This window comes from Rhodococcus sp. 06-470-2, from assembly GCF_002258235.1.
Classification (GTDB): Bacteria; Actinomycetota; Actinomycetes; order Mycobacteriales; family Mycobacteriaceae; genus Rhodococcoides.
Genome location: NZ_NOYB01000002.1, coordinates 163,790 through 183,125 on the forward strand (window position 1 = coordinate 163,790; position 19,336 = coordinate 183,125).

Below are 19,336 nucleotides of genomic sequence, written 5' to 3' on the forward strand. Positions count from 1 at the left end.
CCTACATCCGAATGATAGCCGTCACGAGCAACACCAGCACAGATCCAGCCAACAGACCCGTCGTGATCCGCAACCGCATCAGCTTGCTCCGAAGCCGCATCTCTGTCACCTGATAAATCGACACCAGTGTCGACGCGATCTCGAACCGGCCCGTCGTCTCATCGACTGTCGAATACTCCTCCAACACCACTTCCGGATTGAGCCCCGACGCGGTATTGGGTGCAATCACGAATGCCGCCATGATTGCCGCCGCACCGGCCAGGGCAGCACCCGCAACCTCCCACACACCGATCCCCGCGGGATTGCGCAACACGATCCCCACCAGAATGCCCGCGAATCCCAGCAGCACACCCCCGCGCTGATCGATGCTCGTCACTCGGCGTTCCTGAGAATCCAGCGTCCGTTCGATGCTCGCGTGCACCATCTCGATTGCCGCCGGATTCAGCTCGACACTCACCGGGTTGAGCTCGGACGCCATCTCTTCGCCAGCAGCGGAGTCCGGTGAAGCATTTTCGCGCCCACCCCGGTCGTTCGATTCCACTGCTAGCGCCCCCTTTTCGACATCAATTTCGGCTGCGCCGAACCTCGTCGGCCACACCGCACCCATCAGCCGGCGCACCATGACACTCACCGCAATATTGTCTCAGCACACCACCGGCAACGTGTGTGAACACCTCTCACTGCGTCCTGCGTCTTCGAGCGGATCGACGGAGCAGACGACGTCTCAGGTCATCAGGATCGGACATGATGTACATCAAGTACAGCAGCGGCAGGTACATCAGTGTCGCCGGCAGCCGGCCGTTGTGTTGCGCGAAAAGTCGGTCACGGACGGGATCAGGTTTGTCGAACCCGTGTGTAGTGTTCCTGCGCAAACGCATGAACTGACTCACTGCGTCATCGAGTGACAGGGATTTGTCCGCTCCACCGGGCAGCTTCAGAATTACCTTCTCCGACCTACGGTAATTCTTGATGAAGAACCCGTCCCCCACTTCGGTCAACGCTTCCACACCAAAAGCCGCGTACGGAAGCAGGACGGACTGAACATCAGCAGGCATACGTTCTCGAACTTGCTGCAGCGCTTTCGCCGCAACCGAGGGCTTGCACAGTGCCGTGAGATCCCATGAAAGCCAGGTCGCCTCGATCAGGTCCATTGCTGACCACATCAGAACTCCGGCTGCGTAGTCGTCGTGCAGCGATAGCAGCGTCGAGGTAACTCGTTGCAGAAGATCCGCAAATTCCATCAACCGGTTCTGCTGCGCATAGGGGAGGTAGTCACCGTCAGCATCTGCGAACAGGCATGGGTTCAGGAGATGCCCGAGAACAGAGTTCATCTGAGCAACCCACCAAGCGACGGCCGCACCCCACGCCTCCGGTGCCGGCGGCTCCTGCCGCTGGGGAAGGCGACCCACTGGTGATCGGGGAAGTACCTGATGCGCTTCGTACGGAACAGGAGACCTCCCGACAATATCTGTGCCGAGAGTGAAAATCACCGCACCCGACACCCTGTTCGCTTGAAACGCCCATACCCATGGAGACCGTGCGGCCAACAACGGACCGAGATGGCTCGCGGGAATCAAGACACTGCTCAGGATCGACGATCCCGACGCGAAAATGGTCTCATCGACGTCGATCGGCCCGCGTCGTATGTCGTCGAGAAGTTCGGGGTCCTGATTCAGACGTAACACGAAACCAGGAAACCTGATCCGACGGTGCGTGGCGTTGCCATAGCGAACAACGTGGACAGCATGCCGGTCGAACGGATGCTCGTCATCGTCGTCCGAAGTTCCGGCCAACTCCCTACTCGCGTCCTGTACTGCCGCGGACAAGGCTCGATCGCTGGCGGTGATGACAGGTAGCTGGAGTCCGTACAGGAACGATCCCACCGCACCCGCGCTCATCTGTCTGATCGCGCGAAGGCGCTCCTCAACGACTCGCCCATGGTCCAGCCTGGAGACGTAAGGGTCTTGCGGGAGGTCGACGAGCTCGTCATCGACGTCCGCTTCCGAACCCGACAGGGTGCGAACGGTCATAAAATCGACACAGTCCATGCTGGCAGCCGGCTCGGTTAACGCCCACACATCGGGCGCGGACGTGTGGGCGACCTCGAACCCCAACTCTTCCAGGTAGGCCTGCACTTGCCCCCCAGCCAATTCCGGTGGCATCGTGACGTTGACAGTCAACCGTTCAGGCATTCCACCAGCCTACAAACCGGTAAGCCTGGAGTGACTCAATTTCGCACCCGAGGAGCGGGGGCGCACGGCTCTAATTTGTGACCAGGACCTGCAGTTCACCAATCCGAACTTCAGTACGCGAAGTCAGCGGCGTGGGTATGACTCCACCGACCGTCCCGTTGGGTGTCGTCGCTGTCCACGTGACGAGCCAATTCGATGTCGCGGAGACCTTGAATGTCCCACCGGGCTCGGTAGTGGACGTCTTGTGATAAACGATATTGCCGCACGTCGGACTTGGAAGCCCTTGTGCAACATCGGTATACGGCGTGAAGGGCAGTAACGCACCTGGGCACACCGACGGCACGGATCCGTCCCCCCAATTGACGACCACGGACGTATTGACCCCTGTAGCAGAAACTATGACACCCGGTCCTGCTGCAGTTCTGGTCACGGGGCCGACTGTCGATTCCCGTGGGTCAGCGACCCAGAACCAGCCGGGTAGACCAACCAGGCCGACAGCACCTGTGTTTGCGGGGTTCGGGGTGATGCCTATTCCGGGCGGATCCAACTGCATTGCCGTAACCGCTTGGCCGACAACGGTCATAACGTCGACCACCGGAGGCGTAGCCGGCACCCCAACGTCCGGAATTTGAACACACGGACCGGCCGCTTCGCAGGACCATGTTGTGCCGTCATCATTAACGACGTTCACTGCCATCGGGGCACCACTATCAGCATTTCGAACAAGCGTCATATTGGCGGCGTCAGTCGACGGAACGAACTCGAGCGGCGGTCCGGACGGCGCGGCGCTCCCACCACCTCCCCCGCCCACAGCAGCTGGCGCGGATCCAGTCGTTCCACCCCCTGACGGCACACTCGTGTACGTACCTTCGACCACAACTGTCGAACCACCCAAGCCTCCGCCGAAGGCACCGCCAGTTCCGGTGCCGATCCCCGGCTGCGCAAATACTGGGTTCGCGTTGAACACTCCAACTAGAAGCACTGATGCGATAACCCCAAGCGGCTTACGCATGACCCACCGCCCTTATGGATTCCAGTTGCCTACTTGCCAAACCGTCGATCATGGTGCGTCGCATGGGGTACCCGAAGAAGTCACTGCATCGGAAACAATGCGCCAGCCTGATGAATCTGGCCACGCCACGTTCTCCAGAGTCGGCTTGCCCAGCTCCCGCCGGACTCGGTCAGGAGGGAGCACACTCGTGCCGTCCGGACGGATCTGGTCATAGTTCGAGCTGTCGATGCAGACTCGCAATGTTGCCGACGCTTCTTCCTTAATTGGGTTCCCGTCAGCATCCTTTGGTGCCTGCAGTTCCGTCACGAATGCATCTGCGACAGTCGCAGCACCCGTGGAGACAATTCCTTGAGATCGGCGCAGGTTCACGTTTGCCTTCAACTGATCGAGGATCTTTCCACTCGCAACAGAGTCCAGCATGTTGATGTCTACAGCAGGATCGCTCTCGACCTTCGCGAGAACGGCGAAGAACTCATTCACCTTTGCTGTTGCCTGCTCGGTCGCCTGTTGTTCCGGGGACTTTTCGACGCCCTCTGGTCCCGTGAGGACCGGCTGCGTGGTGGTCGTTACGGGGGTCGCCTCAATGTCACCGCTCCCGCATGCGACGCTGATGCTTGCAGCGGCTGCTACTGCGAGGATTGCCGCGCCTGTGCGACGTCGTGTGCTGATCATCGTGGACCCCCTACGTTGTTCTGTGCGTTGTACTGCGATAACGATAATGGTGCGGCTGTTTGGACCGTAACGTGCTTACCGGACACTTCAGACACCTCGATTGACGCGACTGCTATCAACTGGCTATTGCTCCGATCCGGTAGAGGGCGTTGCCGCCATTGTGGAATTGCGCGAGGGCGCGCAAGAGTTCGTCGGTTTCGGGTTCTGGGTCGACATCGATGTCGGCGAGGTTCGCGAGCAGTTGGTCGATCAGCTCCTGGGTCTTGCTGATCTCGTCGCTCCCGTGGGTAGCGATGATCGCCAGTCTCCAGAGACCTTCTCGGAACGGTTCGACGGTGACGCCGCGGTTTGCGGTGGTGAGCGCGGCGGAAAGATCTCCGGTCTTTATTTGTCTGGTGGCGAGCTCTTCGAGGGCATCCGCGAGGGTCGAGATCATGTGCTGCTGTAGGTTTCGTGCCCACCCGTAACGGTCTGACCGTGTCCCGGCGAATGGTTGATCGTTTACCAGTTCTGCAGCCGTCCGCAATTCCGCATCGGTGGCGGCGGCCGGAGTGGTGTCGATCAGTTGTTGCCAGTAGTCCCAGTCCGATCGGACATCGGGGTGCAGTCGGTAGCCGGTGCGGCCGGTGCGGTCGCCGTGCTTCGGAAATGCCTGCTCACCGTTCTCTGTCTCTCCCAACCAATTTCGCAGTCTCGAGAGGTAGTTCTGGCGTCGTGTCGCCTTCTTTTTCGGCTGATCCTCCAGAGGGAGTTTGTCGAAATTGTCTGCAGGCCAGATCTTTTTGTCGATGGAGTCGTGTTTGATTCCCGGGTGGATGGAGAGAAGAGCGGCGATCTCGGTTAGGAGTACTTCACGGCCGTCCTTGGGTGGCTCCCCGGTCGGGGTGGTGACTGCTGGTTTCCCGAGAAGATGGAGCCAGAGATGTCCCGGGGCCGGTACGTCACCAGCGACAGGAGCGATGGGTGGGGCCTGGTCGTCGTACCTGATCGCTTCTGGGGATGTCCACTGCGCGGCGTCCGGGCTGTAGGTCGGAACGTTTGTGACGTCGGGGGCGGTCTCCGATGCGGTAGTTCCGTTCAGCAGCAGCTGGTCGGTGGGGTCGATCGTGGTGACGGAGTCGAGGAAGGTCTCAGCGCTTTCGGCGTCGGTGAGGTGTGCGTCGATTTCGGCTGCAGCCCAGGGGTCGTGCATGGACGACTCTGTGGGGATAGCTGGCTGTGTGGCGGTCGCGAGGTAGGCGGTAATGCCTTCATATTGGTCCGGCTCGAGAAATGCTGGCTGGAATGCGAAGCCGCCGTCGGTGTCTCGTTTGACAAGGCTTGCGGTGTTGCGGTCGACGATGTCGAGTGTCCACGCGGCCTGGGTGTTCTCGCTGGCGGTGCTGGCGGTGCTGGCGGCAGCGAACGCCACGCGCGGTGTGGCGGCCAGGATCTGATCGAGTGATTGCTGTTGGTCGGCCGTCAACTGACTCGCGATGAGAACTACTTCGGGGGCGGTCATTTCGCTTGTGTCGTAGATCGAACGGGCCGCTGCAATGCTGTCGATGTGTTGTTCGACGAGGGTGTCTTGGTCACGTTCGGCTTGTCGGGCGAGTCTGGCCAGCACTTCGCCTGGTTGGTCGGTGTGCTCGATTCGACCGTTGCCGAACAGTTCGGGGAGCTCCTGTCCGAAACCGATCAGCGTCAGGTGCAGATTGTCGGCGAGCGGGGATTCGACGAGTTCGAGGGCCAGGGCCTGGAGAGTGCCGCGGGCGTGCTCTGGTGAAGCTGAGACGCCGAGGTAGCCGAGTTCTTCCAGGTTGAGAAGAACTTGGGTTCGGTCGTCTGTGGAACCGAGTGTCACGAGCGTGGGGTACGGGCTGATTGTGGTGGGTGCTGGGGCGATCCGGACGTCGGCGGGGAGGGTCCAGGTGCCGGTCTCTGATCTGAGCCACTGGTCCGGCAGTACGGAGTCATCAAGGATTACTAGCTCCACCGCATCGGGACCGATGAATGCGCCGAGTAATGCCGGCAGTGCGTTGCCCTGTGTCCGAGCGTGTTCGGCGATAGTCCTCAGTGCTTCGTCGAGCCGCGTGAGGACGTTGTTGTCCGCTGCAGAATGAATCTGTTCTTCCACAACTGCTGCAGCGCCCCAGGTTTGAGGGAGGGTCTCGCCTCTGCGGCGATCGTGCTGTTGACGGTGCCGGCGCAGCCCGAAGGCCCCAGCCAGTCCGATGGCCGCTAGGGCTGAGATACCGAGCCACAATGTGCTGTTCTGATCCTCGGAGACATCGCTTGGCTGCGCAGTGGCGGCGATATATACCGGGTCTGTCGTCGATGTATTCAGTGGGATCTGGGTGGCTGGCTGAGTCGGGGCGGGAGCTGCAGCAGGACTGGGTGACGACGTCTGCGCTGGAGCAGGCATTTGAGCGGGTGCCGGCCCGGGTGCCACAACATCTGCGCCCGCGGACTCAGCAGCAGGTTCGGAAGCTGCCACCGGGGCGGGAGCCTCTGCTGGCTCAGGGGCGGCCACCGGAGCAGGCGCTGGCTCAGGAACCGCCGACGGGGCGGGGGCCTCTGCCTGCTCAGGGGCTGCTGGAGCAGGCGCTGGCTCAGGAGCCGCCGCTGTCGGAGCAGGTAGCTGTGACGAAGCGCTGTTGAGTTCGATGCCGAAAATCTTCGCAGCGGCGGCGGCAGCGGCCTGCGCTTCTGCCTGAGCCTGTTCGTCACCGCCCGGAACCATCTCCGCTTGTTCCGGAACGTCGGTGCCACCCAGGAGAGGTGCAGCGGAGGACAGTTCAGGCGCTGCTGCGGGGGCCGGTTCAGGAGCGGCAGCCGGAGCCGGTTCGGGAGCGGCAGCGACCGGGGCCGGTTCAGGAGCGACGGTCGGTTCGGGCACAGCAGCAGGTACAGGAGCGGCAGCAACCGGGGCCGGGTCGGGGGAAGCAACCGGACCCGGTTCGGGCGTGACGGTCTCGGCGGTTTGATCGTTGACGGTGAGCTGCTGGCCGACGTGGATGATTGTCGACGGTGCAGTTCCGTCGGCGTTGATGATTTCTTTGTAGCGGTGTCCGTCACCCAGATGTTGCTCGGCGATGCTCCAGAGACTGTCGCCTTCTCGAACTGTGTAGGCCCCGTCGACGGTTGTGGGTGCGGCGGCGGGGAGCTGAAGTTTCCATCCTGGTTGCAGCCATCCGTCGACGGTCAGGACGTCGGCGTTGAGTTGCTTGATCTCGGTGTATCGAAAGCCATCGCCAAGGTGGCGTTCTGCGAGTTTCCATAGGCTGTCGCCCTGCTGCACCGTGATGGTTTCCCCGTTGATGGGGCGGGCGGGGGCTTCTGCTGGATGCGGTTGGCTTTGTTGCGTTACTTGGATCGGTGCCGAGTGGGCAGGGGCGTCGAAGAGCGGTAGTGCTGTGGCGGTGAGGGGTTGGGCTGTGGCGGTGCCCGCTGTTACCAGCATGAGCGCTCCGCCTATGAGAACGGAGGCGCTTCGCTGCTGGAAGCCGAGGCCTCGGAGTTGAGGTGCTTTGATGCCGCGTAGTGCTGCGACGAGTTCGATGACGGTGCTGAAGGTGAAGGTGGCCCAGGCGAGCCAGCCGATCCAGGTCACGAATCCGAGGAAGAGTGATCCGTCGTCTTGGGTGGTCAGAGCTGTTTTGATCTGGTCGAGATCGGGCAGCGTCGTCGGTATTGGGTTGCCGCGGAATGTCCACAGTGCGAGCGGAATTCCGACGACGAGGACGAGTAGGACGATCAGGTAGAGCAAACCAGTCAAGCGCCGTCGGATGGTGGTCATGCGGGTGTCCTTTCCGATGGCTGCAGGGTGGCCGGGGTCGTGCAGCGTTGCGCCGCGAGCTGTCGAATCACGTCCTCCGTCTTCTCGTGGAGTTCTGCGACTCGTCTGCTCTGCGGTCGATTGGTCATGGTGTGCCGGGGATTCCGAGGTTGGTGCGGTTCAGGTTGACGGTGGCTGTTCCGATGATCTGCTGTGGCCCGACGCCGATCAAACCGAGGACACGGGGTTGGTAGGTCGTTGTGGTGGTGATCAGCAGTGTTGTCGGTCCGGTCTGCACGACGACGCCGGGGATTCCTGCTGCGGCAAGGTATTTGGTGGCTTTGGCTTGGGCTGTCAGCGGGTTGACGACGACGTTGGTACCGCGGACTGCGAGTGGTTCGATGATGGCTTGTCCTGCCCCGCGGGCTGCTTCTTCAGCGACTTGCTCGGCGCGCTGCTTGGCGTAAACTTTGCCGCCGCCGTCGACGACGAGACCCATCATGATCAGCAACGCCATGGCTGTGATGACGCTCCACATGGCGATGGTTCCGGCGTCGTTGTGCGCGTCTCGCCGTGTGCAGGCGGCCACCGCCCGGCGTAGTGCTTCGGTCATCAGGCGCGCTCCCGGTAGGTGTCGACGGGTGAAGTCGCGGTTGCTGTGATGGTCCGTGAGCCCATGACTTGCGGGAATCCGAGTGCGTCGAGGGAGATGACGCACGTGACGGTGGCCGAGACGGAAGCCGTGACGCCGGGGCGAGTTCTGAATCCGCCGAGGTCGGTGTTGACGTTGAGAGCGGAACAGGTGAGCCCTCGTGCTGCCAGGTCGTTTCGCGCGGCTGCTTGCGCATCGGGGGCTGCGGAGAACGCCGTTCGCGCGATGGAGGCGGTACGCGCGGCCTCGTTCGCGGCGTGGACTACTTTCTGGTGCGCTTGCGCGAGAACGCCGAAGGTGACGATCAGTGCGATCAGGAACAGTGTGGCGGGGGCGACGATGACAGTCTGCAGGGCCGATCCTCGGTCGTCGGCTCTGGCTGCGGCTGCCAGCTGGCGCAGTTTGTTCGCGGTGTTCATCTGGTTCCTGGGGCAGTGACTCGTTCAACGGGAAGCGTCTCGCTGACATTGATGTCGAGGGAGAAGAAGGGGATGAGGCGGATGGGTTGTCCGGTGATCTGGACAGTTGCTTCTCGCAAGCCTCGGTTGACGACAATGACGGGTGCTCGAAGGGTCGTCGGGCCGGCGGTGGATGCGAAGGCGTAGCCCGCCGCTGTTCCGGCCGCAGCGCTGCCGAATTGCGATCGCGCTTGTCGTAGAGCTTCTTCACCGGTCGAAATCGCTACGGTCCGTGCGTGAGCGTAGAGAGCTGCCTGGATTGCGATGAGGAAGAGCAGTAGGACGACGCCGAATACCACGACTGTTTCGAGGGCTGCGCCGCGGTCGTCTCGACGTATGCGGGTGAGCCATTCGCGTAGTGGTACATGTGTGTCGGTGAGCAACGCTGGTCCTCCCCTGTCTCGTTGGGCGAGTGGTGGGGTTACTGGATTCGGTTGAGGTAGCGCTGTGCAACCACGGTGATTCCGGCGACGATAGCGATGGCGAGGATGACGAGGCCGGCGGTGATGACGACGGTCTCCATGCTGTAGCCCTTGTCGCTTTTGCGTCCGCCGGCGCGCTCGGTCATCCGGGTATAGGAGAACAGTGCCAATGCGAACAGTGTTGCGGTGGTTGCTGCGATCCGGTTTGCGATTGTGCGCGATGCTGCCATGTGACGTTTCCCTTCGATATGTAAAAGCCCTGGTTATGACGGTTCTGGATGCCGGTCAGACTATCGCCAAGACCGGACACTTCGAGCAGGTGAAGTGCACGGATCGGTGTTTGCACAGCTCAAACTTGGTAGTTGATCGTTGAATGACAACGCATTCGGGTTGTTCGGTCTAGACGCCGCCCATGATGTTCACTCCGGCCGGCACGATCAGCATGATCATGAACAGCACGGCCAAGGTGCCGAGAGGTGCGTCCATCTTCTTCGTTTTGGCTCCTGCTTCGCCTTGTTCTTTCGAGAGCAGGGCACTGCGGAGCGCTCCGGCCCGCGCGGCAAGAGTGTCGGCCACGCTCGCTCCCTGGTCGCCGGTATAGGTCATGATGTCCGCGAGATCTCCCAACTCCGGCAGCGCCAGTTCGGCTGCAAGATTGGACAGAGCAGCCCATGGTGCCTGTCCGGCGAGGGACGCTTTCTGAAGCTCGGCATCCAGACGTAGAAACACCCAGCTATCGCCCACTGCGGCAGCGCGTTCGAGACTTTGGAATGCAGCGACGCCGCCACTTCGGTTCAACGAAACGAAGTCGATGAACGCCGCCAATGCTCGGGTGAATTCGAGTCGGGCACTAGCGGCGCGAGTCTTGACGTCGGCGTCGGGCGCGAAGAATCCCACCAGCGCCAGGACGAGGGAACCGGCTACGGGAAAAGTCAGGGGCACTGCCATGCCGAACAGCGCCAGGAGTGCGATCGAAATCGGCGCGATGATCAGACCTATTGCAGCGGAAAGGATTTTGTCTCCGATGAACTTTTGTGGAGTTTCTCGGAGGATCGCCAGGTCCGCGGTCGGGATCCTGAACCACGCCTGCGATCGCAGCCGCGGGTAGAAGCGGGCACCGACCTTGTAGGACAGGGCATCCGAACCGGTGAGGTCGTCACCGCCGCGGGTGTCGACGGTGTACGGGTCCGGGGCTGCACCGGACAGTCGTTCCATGGCATCGCCGAGTGCTGGGTCGGCCGGCAGTATGCGGAGAACGAGGAGGATCAAGCCGAGAGCGGCGAGAGCGGCAAGGGCGATCGCCCAGAGCTCGAAGTTGTTCATACTGCGCTCCTCTCACGTGCGGTGTTTGCTGCGTCGCGGTCCTTGGTGCCGATGAACCTGGGGTATTTCACTGGCAAGGTGTATCGCTTCATCCACCCGAGCACCAGGCCGAAACCGATGAATTCGAGGAACAGAACGGGCTGGAGGAGGGGCTGTTTGTACGGGTCCATGTAGTTGGTGAACAGGAACAACCCAACGATGACAACGACGGTGATGACGGTGACCCCGCGAGCGGTCGTGCGGGGCCCTTGCCGTTCCGCTTCGGCCGTTCTGCGGTTGCGCACGTTCTCTGCCACCGATTCTGAAAGTCGCTTCAAGGCTGCGGTGAGTCCGGAGCCGCGCAGGCGAGCTGCCTGCCGCAGTGCACCGACCACGTAGTCGCCGGTGGAATCGTCGAGATCGTCTGCGAACCGAAGCAACGCTTCGTCGATCGACACATTGCCACGCAGGCGCGTGATGAGGCTCGTAATTTCCGGACGCAATGCTTGAGGCATTCCCCTGTGCGTTGCGATGATGGCCTGTTCGAGGCCGGATCCTGCTGCGAGCACTCCAGTCAGGTTGCGCACCCATTCTTCGAGGGCATTGAGGCGTTCGATGTCGTCGGCGGCGGCTGACGATCCGAGTAGGTAGGGGACGCCTACTGCTGCGATCGGAATGATGGGGAAGAGTACGAACCATCCACTGAGGAGCCATGCAGCAAGGCCGACGGCAGTTCCGATGGCGAGGAGTAATTTTGTCCGCCGGGCAATCCGCGCACGTGAGGTGCGGTGGCGTGTCGGCGCAGTCGGGTCGCGGCGATCGCGAATTCCGTTGGCAAAAAACCACATCCCGGCGGCAAAGACAAGGACGATACCGACGGCCGTGAACGTGTACATCAGAGCCCACCACCTGTGATCGTGTTGATGGGGATTTGGTTCGGACTGAAACCGCCTGCGTAGAGCTTGCGGAGCAAAGCTGGGGGCAAAGTTCCGTATTCGCCGGTCCCGCCCGGCTTTCCTTCGTAAATTTTGGTTACTGCGGGCATGGCGTTTTCGCCGGCCTCGATATGGATGACCTCGCTGACGAATCGGACCTGACGCCTCTCGCCGGTGTCGGTAAATTCGTAGTCCGTCTGCAGCTGAATGATCAGATTGATGTGGTGTGCCACTTGGCGGTAGGCGTACTCGACCGGCACTCCTGCTTCGAGGGCGCAGGTGACGAGGCGGTCGATCGCGCCGGCGGCATGCTCGGCGTGCGTGGTACTCAGGGAGCCTTTGGCCATCTGCATTGCTTTGAACATGTCGATGATCTCGCCGCCGGCTACCTCTCCGACGATGACACGGTCGAGCTGCATTCGCACGAACTGGTAAAGGATGTCGGACAGCGTCGTCGCGCCGCGTAGCGCTCCGGTCAGCTCGTTTCGTTCGCCGCCGCCGGTGATTGCCTCGGCTGCAACAACATACGGTCTGCGACCGTCGAGTTTGTCGAGGAACAGTTCGTACTCTGTCTCTGCTGTGCCGATCCGTGTTTGCAGGGGAAGGCAGTTGGCGAGCGCACGAAGGTTGGTTGTTTTACCTGATCCCATGGGCCCGGAGATCACGATGGAGGCACCACCGATGACTGCGGCGCTGAGGATCTCGGACAACAGTTGGGGCATAACACCCATTTCGACCATCTTGTCGATGGTCACATCCTTGTGGCGGTGCATGCGGATGGCGATACTGGGATGGCGGACCGAGTAGCCCATCGCGGACAAGCGGATGTCGCCGGGCAGATTGAGGCGGAGGTTGGGGTTGACCTGCGAGAACGGTCGTCCACCACCGGGTGCGCGCTGCGCGAGGTTGGTGAGCCAGTCGTAGAGCTCTTCGTCGCTGTCCGCGATCGGCGGTCGTGCCTGCAGACTCCCGTCGGGGTACATCACAATGACGCTGTCGCCGTTGATGAGGATGTTCTCGACGTTCGGGTCGTCGACGAGCGGCTGAAGTGGGCCGAGTCCGAACAGCGTGTCGAAGACCGCTTTGACCAGCGTCTGTTCCTCTTGGACGCTCAGCTGTTCGTGACCGGTGTCGATCGCGGACTGCACTTCTTTGCTGACGAGATCTATGACGATCTGCCTGCCCGACTCACGCTCCTCGTCCGGGGTCATGGCAGTGACGCCCAGCTCAGGGTTGAGGGCCTGATCTGCTCGTTGGGTCTTACGGAGAGAGAGGATTTCGGATGCTTCTTTGGTCAGTTGCTTGACCAATTGGTGGTTGGTCCTCGCGACGTCCGACCGCTCAGCTGGAAATGGTGATGGCGATGTGAACGGGACCGTCTCGAGTCGCTCGGGTTCCGGGTGGGAGTGGCGACCGTCCTTGCCGGCTGCGGCGAGCAGACCTGCAGATGAGGAGCCGTATTGCCCGCTCCTGTAACGAGTTATCTCGTTGTCGCCATCGTCGAGGATGATCGGATCGGCGGCAAACATCGGTAGGTCGGGTAGGGCTGGTCGCTCGTCGTAGTCGAAGTCGGGGGCGTTGTTGGTCATGCGGGTGTTCTCCCTTTGGCCTTGTCGGCTCGTTACGCGGGCTGTGAGCTGTATGGCGAGTTGGCGATCCATACGGGCTGGTGCGTTTCGTGGAAGCGCTCGATCTTTTGCCAGGTTCCGTCGATTGCGCGTAGATAGCTTGATCGACGTCGCCGCCAATTACTGAGCGAGGCACCTTCGGAAAAAACTTGCGCGTGTACCGGTGATTCGGGAAGGACTGCGATGACGTCGAGGCCGGTCGCCGCGGCGGTCTCGGCTGCGCTGTAGGGCTCGGTACCCCTGACAATGAGGCCGATGCTGGCCGGCGACTTCGTATTCTCCAGATGCTGCTGTAGTGGGCCCAAGCCAGCACGAACCGCTGCCACTGCGGTCCTGGTCGGTCTGAGCATTATGGCGATAACGTCACTGTGACGGATCAGGTCTTGATGTCCGGACCGTAGATTGAGGCGACCGGCGTCGACGAGCAGGTCACCGCCGCCCTGTTTCGACAACAACGCCAGATGTGCCCCCAACGGGCCCCACGTCGACTTCATCGATTCCGTTTGAGCTGCATTGACCAGGCCGGGGACGAACCATCCTTGCGCCTTGGTCGGCTCCTCTGGATCGAACGGCCCGATTCTAACTATTTGGTGCTGGAAGGCTGGGCCTATTCGGCCGTGCCTGTTCGGCTCGACCAGTTGGATGATCGATCGGTCGTGCCGGCGGCGCGCGTGAAAGTACCCGGCCAGCGTCGGGGACGATCCGATCGGATCGGCCTCGATGTACAGCAGCTTGCGGGAGTCTGCGGTGAGAGCGATGCCCAGGCCGGTCGTCGAGACGCCTGGCGAGCCGGAGATCGAGGTCAGGGTGACGAGCATGGCTCAGCGCTCCCGGGAGTCGAGGACGATGGCGACGCGGTTGGTGGCGGCTCGGGCGGCGATCCAGCTGGCCTCGTCTTTCTTGACCAGAACGTCCACTGTCGTCTGTCCGGTCTCGGGGATGTCCTTCACGGCAACGACCTGTGCGTTCGCGGTGACCGGACCCTGCACCGGGGAATCGTCTTGATCTCGGGGAGTGTCGACGATCCGGACGTTGTCGCCTGCGAGCAGTGGCTCTGCGGGAAGTTTGCTGATTGCGACGGTGATGCCGACCAAAGTGTTGTCCCCGCTGGGGATTACGGCGTTGGTGAACGACGATGGGTTCAGTGCCGATCCGCTCAGGAGCGGAACTGCTGCGCTCTGGCCCACGACCGATGCTTTGTCTGTGGCAGGAACGGTCGCGATGGTCGCATCGCTGTTGACCTCTGCGGTTTTGAGGTCGTCGGTGGTGATCGTCTCCCCCTGTGGCACGTCGCGGGCGAGCACCAGAATTGTCGTGGTGGCGCGCATGGCGTTCACCAAAAAGACCGCTCCTACGATTGCGACGGTCATCAAGGCGACTCCCGCGATCCAGTACGACCGTCGACGGCGCACTTTGGTGGTGGATACGACTTCGGTGAAGTCATGGCCCGGCTTAGGAGATGCCTCTCTTGCGCTGCGCGGCTCCCCCACTGTGGCGGTCGATGTCTTTTCTTTGAGATTGCCGAACATGGGCATAGCTCAGTCACTTTCCGTTTGTGTCGTGGCGTCGAGGCCGAGATGTGCTTTGAGGGCAGTTCCGATGAGGTGGCTGCGGGAACGGGCCTTGAACTGGTCTTTCAGTTGATCGATGATCACCCAGTCATCGGCGTACAACCCGACCGTGACTCCCTTCTTCTCCGCCTTACCCTCAGACGGCTTCCCACCTACTCCCCTGGCGCGGAACAGACCTCCGCCGACCTTGCCTCCCGGAAACAGAAGGCTTTCGAGATCGCTGTGGACATCCTCGATAGCAGTGATGACCACCTCGCCGTGGGTTCTCCCTGTCCGTTTGCTCTCCTTCGCCAGACCGTGTGCAACCCCGACAGCAAGATGAACCGTCGACGGCACAATCGTGTCGTCGTGCCCCAATTCAGCTGCACCAGAGGATGTCTCCTCCTCGTTTGAACTCAACTGCACCACCTCCGCTGACATAGCACTTATCGATCCGGCCGGCGGCGGTGGCATGAAGGCTGCCCCGAGCGACTGTCGCGCAGGCGGAGATGTCGGCACGTTCGCACTCTCAGCGCTGTCGGTCCTCACTCACGATCCTTCCGATGTCCCCGTGTACCTGAGTCGCAGGCTTGAGTGCGACGTACGAGATATACCGGGTCTCCCGGACACCGCGAACAGCGTCGATCCGAACCGAACCCTGCAAAACGAACCCCGTGTTCGTCCCGCAAGAGGACCCCATCCCCTCCCCACCAGGACAAAGGCTATCTCCACCTCAACAACAGTGGTGATCAACACGCGGTACATAACATTTCAGTAACAAGGTAGTCGATCGCGCACTCGTTCAGTTCCGAAGCAAACGCGGCGCGGCACCGACCCCTGACGGTCCGTGCCGCAAGCAATGTCCTCTGCAACTTCTACGGGCCGTTGACTGACTCTCAACCGAACTGCACTCGGCGCTGCCTCTTGACTCCAAGACAAGTTGGATTATGATCACTGCCACGTGATCACAACACGATTTTGTTATCGTTTGACACTCATGTCGGACTGATGTGGTTCTCGTGACTCAGTGCTATTTGATTTGATGGCTTTCATGTGTGTCCACAATCTGCCGCCAATGTTTCTTCAACGCAGCGTCGTTCACCGACGATCTTGAACCGATCGCCATGCAGAGCTCACCAGGAAAACCACCACATCTACCTCTTCGGCCGTGGGCACAGTCATAGAACTGATGCCAGAGGGGTGGTGACACACCACCATTTACCTGCAACCATTGAACGATGAGCTTCTCCGACACCGCCACCGCGCCAGGCAGCGGCGTCGCAGCCCGAACGCTCGACGACCTACGATGGCACCGCGAGTTCCATCGTCAGTCCCAGTTTCGCTGGTGGGACACCGAGGCCGCGCTCGTTGCCACCGAATTCACTCGTGGACAGGACCAGTTCCACACAGTGCACGACCTGGCACAACTGGAGCGATGTCGGCTAGCGCTCGCCGACTACACCACGACCTGCCAGCGAGCCCTGGGCCGCGCCCTCAAACAGTCACAACACGTTCTCGACACGCAGAGCTGGACTTTCGCGACTGATGCGCTCCTGCTGTTGCCGTGGACATGCGAGCAGAGCAGCTACCTTGCGACCTGGGCCGACCCGCACGATCCGACAGCTCTGAGCAACCCTCAAGTCCGGCGCATTCAACGTTCCTGTGAGCGCATGATGTTCGGAAATCCCCTCATTCTTAGTTGGGAATTGAGCCACCTGTGGAGCCTCTACCGAGCCGCCGAGACACTGCTCGAAGACACCCTTGTAGATCTCACCGTTGAACTCTCAGAATCAGTCCCTGACGCCACCCTGCTGTGGGCCACCCAAATGGCGTCGAAGATCGGTCTGGAACAACGGATAGCCGAACAGCGAACGACCCGCGGAGAGCCTGGCGATCCCCGCCGCCGACTGCGTCAGAGCTATTCGGATCTACGCTGATTGGAACGCGAACAGTCCCCCGTTGACCTGGCGTCTTATGTGAAATTCGTGCCAGGCTCGCGTCGAACTACGTAGCAATCCTCGCACTCCCCTACCGATACCTCTCCCCTCAACACTTCGCTTGAGCCTTCGCGAAGCCAGCAGAGCCTGCGGATTGGGAGTCGCGGCCATGATCGCAGCTCGAATCGCACGCTGATTCGCACATATCGACGCTTTGTTGATCCGACATAACTACCCACTCTCGATCCCGTTCATCATCCCAGTGCTCTGCTCCCCTACCTCCGTTACCGTCTACCGGGCAATCATCCCAACACAATGGGCGTAGCACTTCGTAGTACTCCTCGCACAGTAAAGCGTTGGTTTCATCGCGTACTAAACCGCGTGTTTGAGGGCGTACAAATACGCTTGTTACACCGTTGGTTAATACGCGTAATACTACGCATGCAATACCGGGTATAACTCCGCACGTCAACACGCGGGTTAATTACCGTTTTGGTCAGCACATCAATGCCCGTGTTTCTTCACGTGTTAACAAGGGTGTTGATATGCGACTTAACGTGCGTATTGGTACGCTGTTACTAGGGCGCAGCACTACATGTTTTATTGCGCGTGTTTTGCCGCGTAAGAGTGCGAGCATTGATACGCATGGTGTTACACGACTTAGACCGTGTTGACTGACGTGCGTGACTGGGCGTACTCTCGCGCACACAACCACGCACGACAACCTGCGCATCCGCCCGCACAAGAGCGTGCGGGACAAGTCGAGCCGCTCGCACGTACCGATTCGGCACCGTGAACGCCTCCCGGTCACGCTTCTCCACGGCAGCGCTCGAATAGATGCACGCGGATCCAGGACTCTGGAAGGAAGGTTCTATCGATGGCAATATCAAATTCCCTCGCAGTCACCCAAGGTAAAGGGGGAGTGGGCAAGACGACGGTTGTTGCCAACCTCGCAGGCCTGTTCGCCGCTGCCGGCTACCGTGTTCTCGTCGGGGAGTTCGACCCTCAGGGCAACCTGGCCCGCGATTTCGGTTACGAAAAGCAGTCCGGTGAAGAACTTCTGATGTCGTTGATGTCAGGCGGACAACCCCCGATCATCAAAGACGTCCGACCCGGTCTAGACGTCATTCCCGCTGGTCCTGCGCTCGTCGACGTTGCTGGCATGATGCTCTCCAGGCTCAGCCGCGGGGGCGAATCGCTGGGGCAGATCCTCCACAAAGTCCTTGCCCCGATCGTTCCCGACTACGACATTGTTCTCTTCGATACCCCGCCAGGCGACGTGATCATCGGTGATGCGGTGCTGTACTGCACGTCGTCCGTTCTCATCCCTACTCGCGCCGACGATGGCAGCCTCGACGGCCTCGACCGCGTCGCCGAGCGCTTCGCGCGTGCCCGGGAGCACAATCCGCAACTGAGATTGGCTGGCATGCTTCTGTTTGCGGTCGGCAGTAGGTCACAACGGCTCCAGGACCAGGTGAGGGAAAGTATTACGCAAGCCATTCCTGACACCATTGCCCCCATCTTCGGCACGACAATCCGCTACATGGAGAGCGCCGCTGCCGACGCGCGGCGGCATGGGCTCCTAGCTCACGAACTCGAAGGCGCTACTGCTAGCGCAAAGAAGGCTCGGTTGAAAGCGCTGAGGGACAAGGTGAAACCACCCAGCCTTCTGCTCTCTCGGGATGCAACCGGGTTGGCGGATGACTACGAGGCCCTAGCAGCTGAGGTCTTGCAACGCTTGGCCGAGCTTGCTGCCGAAGCCGATCACGCAGAAGAGGTAGCACCCGCATGAGCACCACTGATCGCAAGAAGCGACCCAGCCTGGCGGACCAATTCGACAAGCCCGCTCCCCGTGGATCTGGCCTCGCCAACATTTTCCCTCGCAATGGAACGGGTTCCCTCGCCAGGCCTGCCGCAGTGGAACCACGCTCGACCGACGTGGCTGCCGAAAGAGCCGTCGACGAGCCGCACGTACAGGCTCCGGACGTGACATCTGCACCGGATGCTCCTGTAGCACCTGCACCAGAGCCTCCGACCGAGGTTGCTACATCTGCCTCGCCCTCCGGGGGCAGCACTGCCGCAACCGAGGACGTAGCCACCACACCCGAAACCGGGGCCGACACCGCTACAGCGGAGCCGTTGGCTGCGATTGTCGGTGATGAAGATGTGCGCCCGATCGCGGTCTACGTTCCCGCGACGGTCAAAGAGGCCTGGAAGACGCGATCTCAGCGGGAGAAGAAGTCCTACGGCGAGATCGTCGAGGATGCCTTCGCCGCGCACACCCCGGAAACCTTGGTTCGCCTCTTCGCCCCTCGCGCCGTCGAATCGCCACGCGGTGGCATGCCGCGTCTGGCCCGCCCGAAGGTCGCGAGCGGGGGAGTGGAGGTGCGTCCACATCTGTGGGTAGCCCAGACCCGATGGATAGACGAGCAGGTAGAAGCAAGTCCGCTCATCCCCTCACGAAGCGCGCTGATTGCTGCGGTCGTTGAGGACTATCTGATCTCTTGATCCGCCGGGCCAGAGCGTCTTGCTCCTGGCTCCCCACCGTGCTCCCCACCATGCTCCCCACTCCGGTGGGGAGCGTTTTTTTGCCTTTGAGCTGCCCTTATCTCCATGCTCCCCATGCTCCCCACATAAAAGAGCCAAGGTCACGCGTATATCGATGAAGGGGCTTGCGCAGCGGGTCGGTTCGACGAGCTGGGGTGTTCGTCGTGTCCGGTGCCGCAGAGACAATGTCGAGAGATTTCGCCACTTCTGTCACAGAGGTAGATCGAGACGGATCTACCTGTCATGTGTGGTGCGAGGGCGGGTACGGACGA

At 61.1% G+C, this 19,336-nt stretch carries 17 protein-coding genes; 3 read left to right on the forward strand and 14 right to left on the reverse strand.

The annotated features are described in order from the left end of the window. Window position 1 precedes the first annotated feature (1 nt). From CH276_RS00885 to CH276_RS00950, 14 genes are all read right to left on the reverse strand, one after another. A complete protein-coding gene (locus tag CH276_RS00885) occupies window positions 2-622 on the reverse strand; it encodes a hypothetical protein (protein WP_015586086.1) in 621 nt (206 codons plus the stop codon). A gap of 55 nt (window positions 623-677) precedes the next feature. After that, the gene (locus CH276_RS28720; protein WP_015586085.1) at window positions 678-2,192 is read right to left on the reverse strand and encodes a hypothetical protein; all 1,515 of its coding nucleotides are present in this window, start codon (window positions 2,190-2,192) and stop codon (window positions 678-680) included. Between the two features lie 1,060 nt (window positions 2,193-3,252). Further along, window positions 3,253-3,876, reverse strand: coding sequence for a hypothetical protein (locus CH276_RS00895; protein WP_015586083.1), 624 nt, complete (start codon window positions 3,874-3,876; stop codon window positions 3,253-3,255). A gap of 115 nt (window positions 3,877-3,991) precedes the next feature. Then, window positions 3,992-7,654, reverse strand: coding sequence for a LysM peptidoglycan-binding domain-containing protein (locus CH276_RS29175; protein WP_015586082.1), 3,663 nt, complete (start codon window positions 7,652-7,654; stop codon window positions 3,992-3,994). Window positions 7,655-7,778: 124 nt separating this feature from the next. Further along, the gene (locus tag CH276_RS00905) at window positions 7,779-8,246 is read right to left on the reverse strand and encodes a pilus assembly protein TadG-related protein (protein WP_015586080.1); all 468 of its coding nucleotides are present in this window, start codon (window positions 8,244-8,246) and stop codon (window positions 7,779-7,781) included. Then, window positions 8,246-8,704 (reverse strand): TadE family protein, encoded by a 459-nt coding sequence (locus tag CH276_RS00910; protein WP_015586079.1) that lies wholly within the window; start codon window positions 8,702-8,704, stop codon window positions 8,246-8,248. The genes CH276_RS00905 and CH276_RS00910 overlap by 1 nt, the downstream gene beginning before the upstream one ends. After that, window positions 8,701-9,126, reverse strand: a complete 426-nt coding sequence (locus tag CH276_RS00915; RefSeq protein ID WP_015586078.1) for a type II secretion system protein — start codon at window positions 9,124-9,126, stop codon at window positions 8,701-8,703. Before CH276_RS00915 ends, CH276_RS00910 begins: the two co-directional genes overlap by 4 nt. A gap of 38 nt (window positions 9,127-9,164) precedes the next feature. Beyond that, on the reverse strand, window positions 9,165-9,395 hold the full coding sequence (locus tag CH276_RS00920) for a hypothetical protein (protein ID WP_015586077.1): 231 nt from the start codon (window positions 9,393-9,395) through the stop codon (window positions 9,165-9,167). Window positions 9,396-9,564: 169 nt separating this feature from the next. Then, window positions 9,565-10,488: a type II secretion system F family protein gene (locus CH276_RS00925; RefSeq protein ID WP_032364991.1), complete on the reverse strand. Its 924-nt coding sequence runs from the start codon at window positions 10,486-10,488 to the stop codon at window positions 9,565-9,567. After that, a complete protein-coding gene (locus tag CH276_RS00930) occupies window positions 10,485-11,363 on the reverse strand; it encodes a type II secretion system F family protein (RefSeq protein ID WP_052047795.1) in 879 nt (292 codons plus the stop codon). The genes CH276_RS00925 and CH276_RS00930 overlap by 4 nt, the downstream gene beginning before the upstream one ends. After that, window positions 11,363-13,063 carry a CpaF family protein gene (locus CH276_RS29230; protein WP_080730058.1) on the reverse strand — a complete coding sequence of 567 codons (1,701 nt, stop codon included), beginning with the start codon at window positions 13,061-13,063 and terminating at the stop codon, window positions 11,363-11,365. Before CH276_RS29230 ends, CH276_RS00930 begins: the two co-directional genes overlap by 1 nt. Next, window positions 13,024-13,848, reverse strand: coding sequence for a hypothetical protein (locus tag CH276_RS28830; RefSeq protein WP_015586073.1), 825 nt, complete (start codon window positions 13,846-13,848; stop codon window positions 13,024-13,026). Before CH276_RS28830 ends, CH276_RS29230 begins: the two co-directional genes overlap by 40 nt. A 3-nt stretch (window positions 13,849-13,851) precedes the next feature. Then, complete coding sequence (locus tag CH276_RS00945; RefSeq protein ID WP_254924251.1) at window positions 13,852-14,400, reverse strand: SAF domain-containing protein; 549 nt, start codon at window positions 14,398-14,400, stop codon at window positions 13,852-13,854. Window positions 14,401-14,568: 168 nt separating this feature from the next. Then, window positions 14,569-15,129, reverse strand: coding sequence for a hypothetical protein (locus CH276_RS00950; RefSeq protein WP_139278540.1), 561 nt, complete (start codon window positions 15,127-15,129; stop codon window positions 14,569-14,571). A gap of 689 nt (window positions 15,130-15,818) precedes the next feature. Between CH276_RS00950 and CH276_RS00955 the strand changes: the two genes are divergently transcribed. The 3 genes from CH276_RS00955 to CH276_RS00965 all read left to right on the forward strand — a co-directional run bounded on the left by CH276_RS00955 (window position 15,819) and on the right by CH276_RS00965 (window position 19,025). Next, window positions 15,819-16,517 (forward strand): hypothetical protein, encoded by a 699-nt coding sequence (locus tag CH276_RS00955; RefSeq protein ID WP_015586069.1) that lies wholly within the window; start codon window positions 15,819-15,821, stop codon window positions 16,515-16,517. Window positions 16,518-17,394: 877 nt separating this feature from the next. Further along, complete coding sequence (locus CH276_RS00960; protein WP_015586067.1) at window positions 17,395-18,309, forward strand: ParA family protein; 915 nt, start codon at window positions 17,395-17,397, stop codon at window positions 18,307-18,309. Then, the gene (locus CH276_RS00965) at window positions 18,306-19,025 is read left to right on the forward strand and encodes a hypothetical protein (protein ID WP_032364990.1); all 720 of its coding nucleotides are present in this window, start codon (window positions 18,306-18,308) and stop codon (window positions 19,023-19,025) included. The genes CH276_RS00960 and CH276_RS00965 overlap by 4 nt, the downstream gene beginning before the upstream one ends. Window positions 19,026-19,336 lie beyond the last annotated feature (311 nt).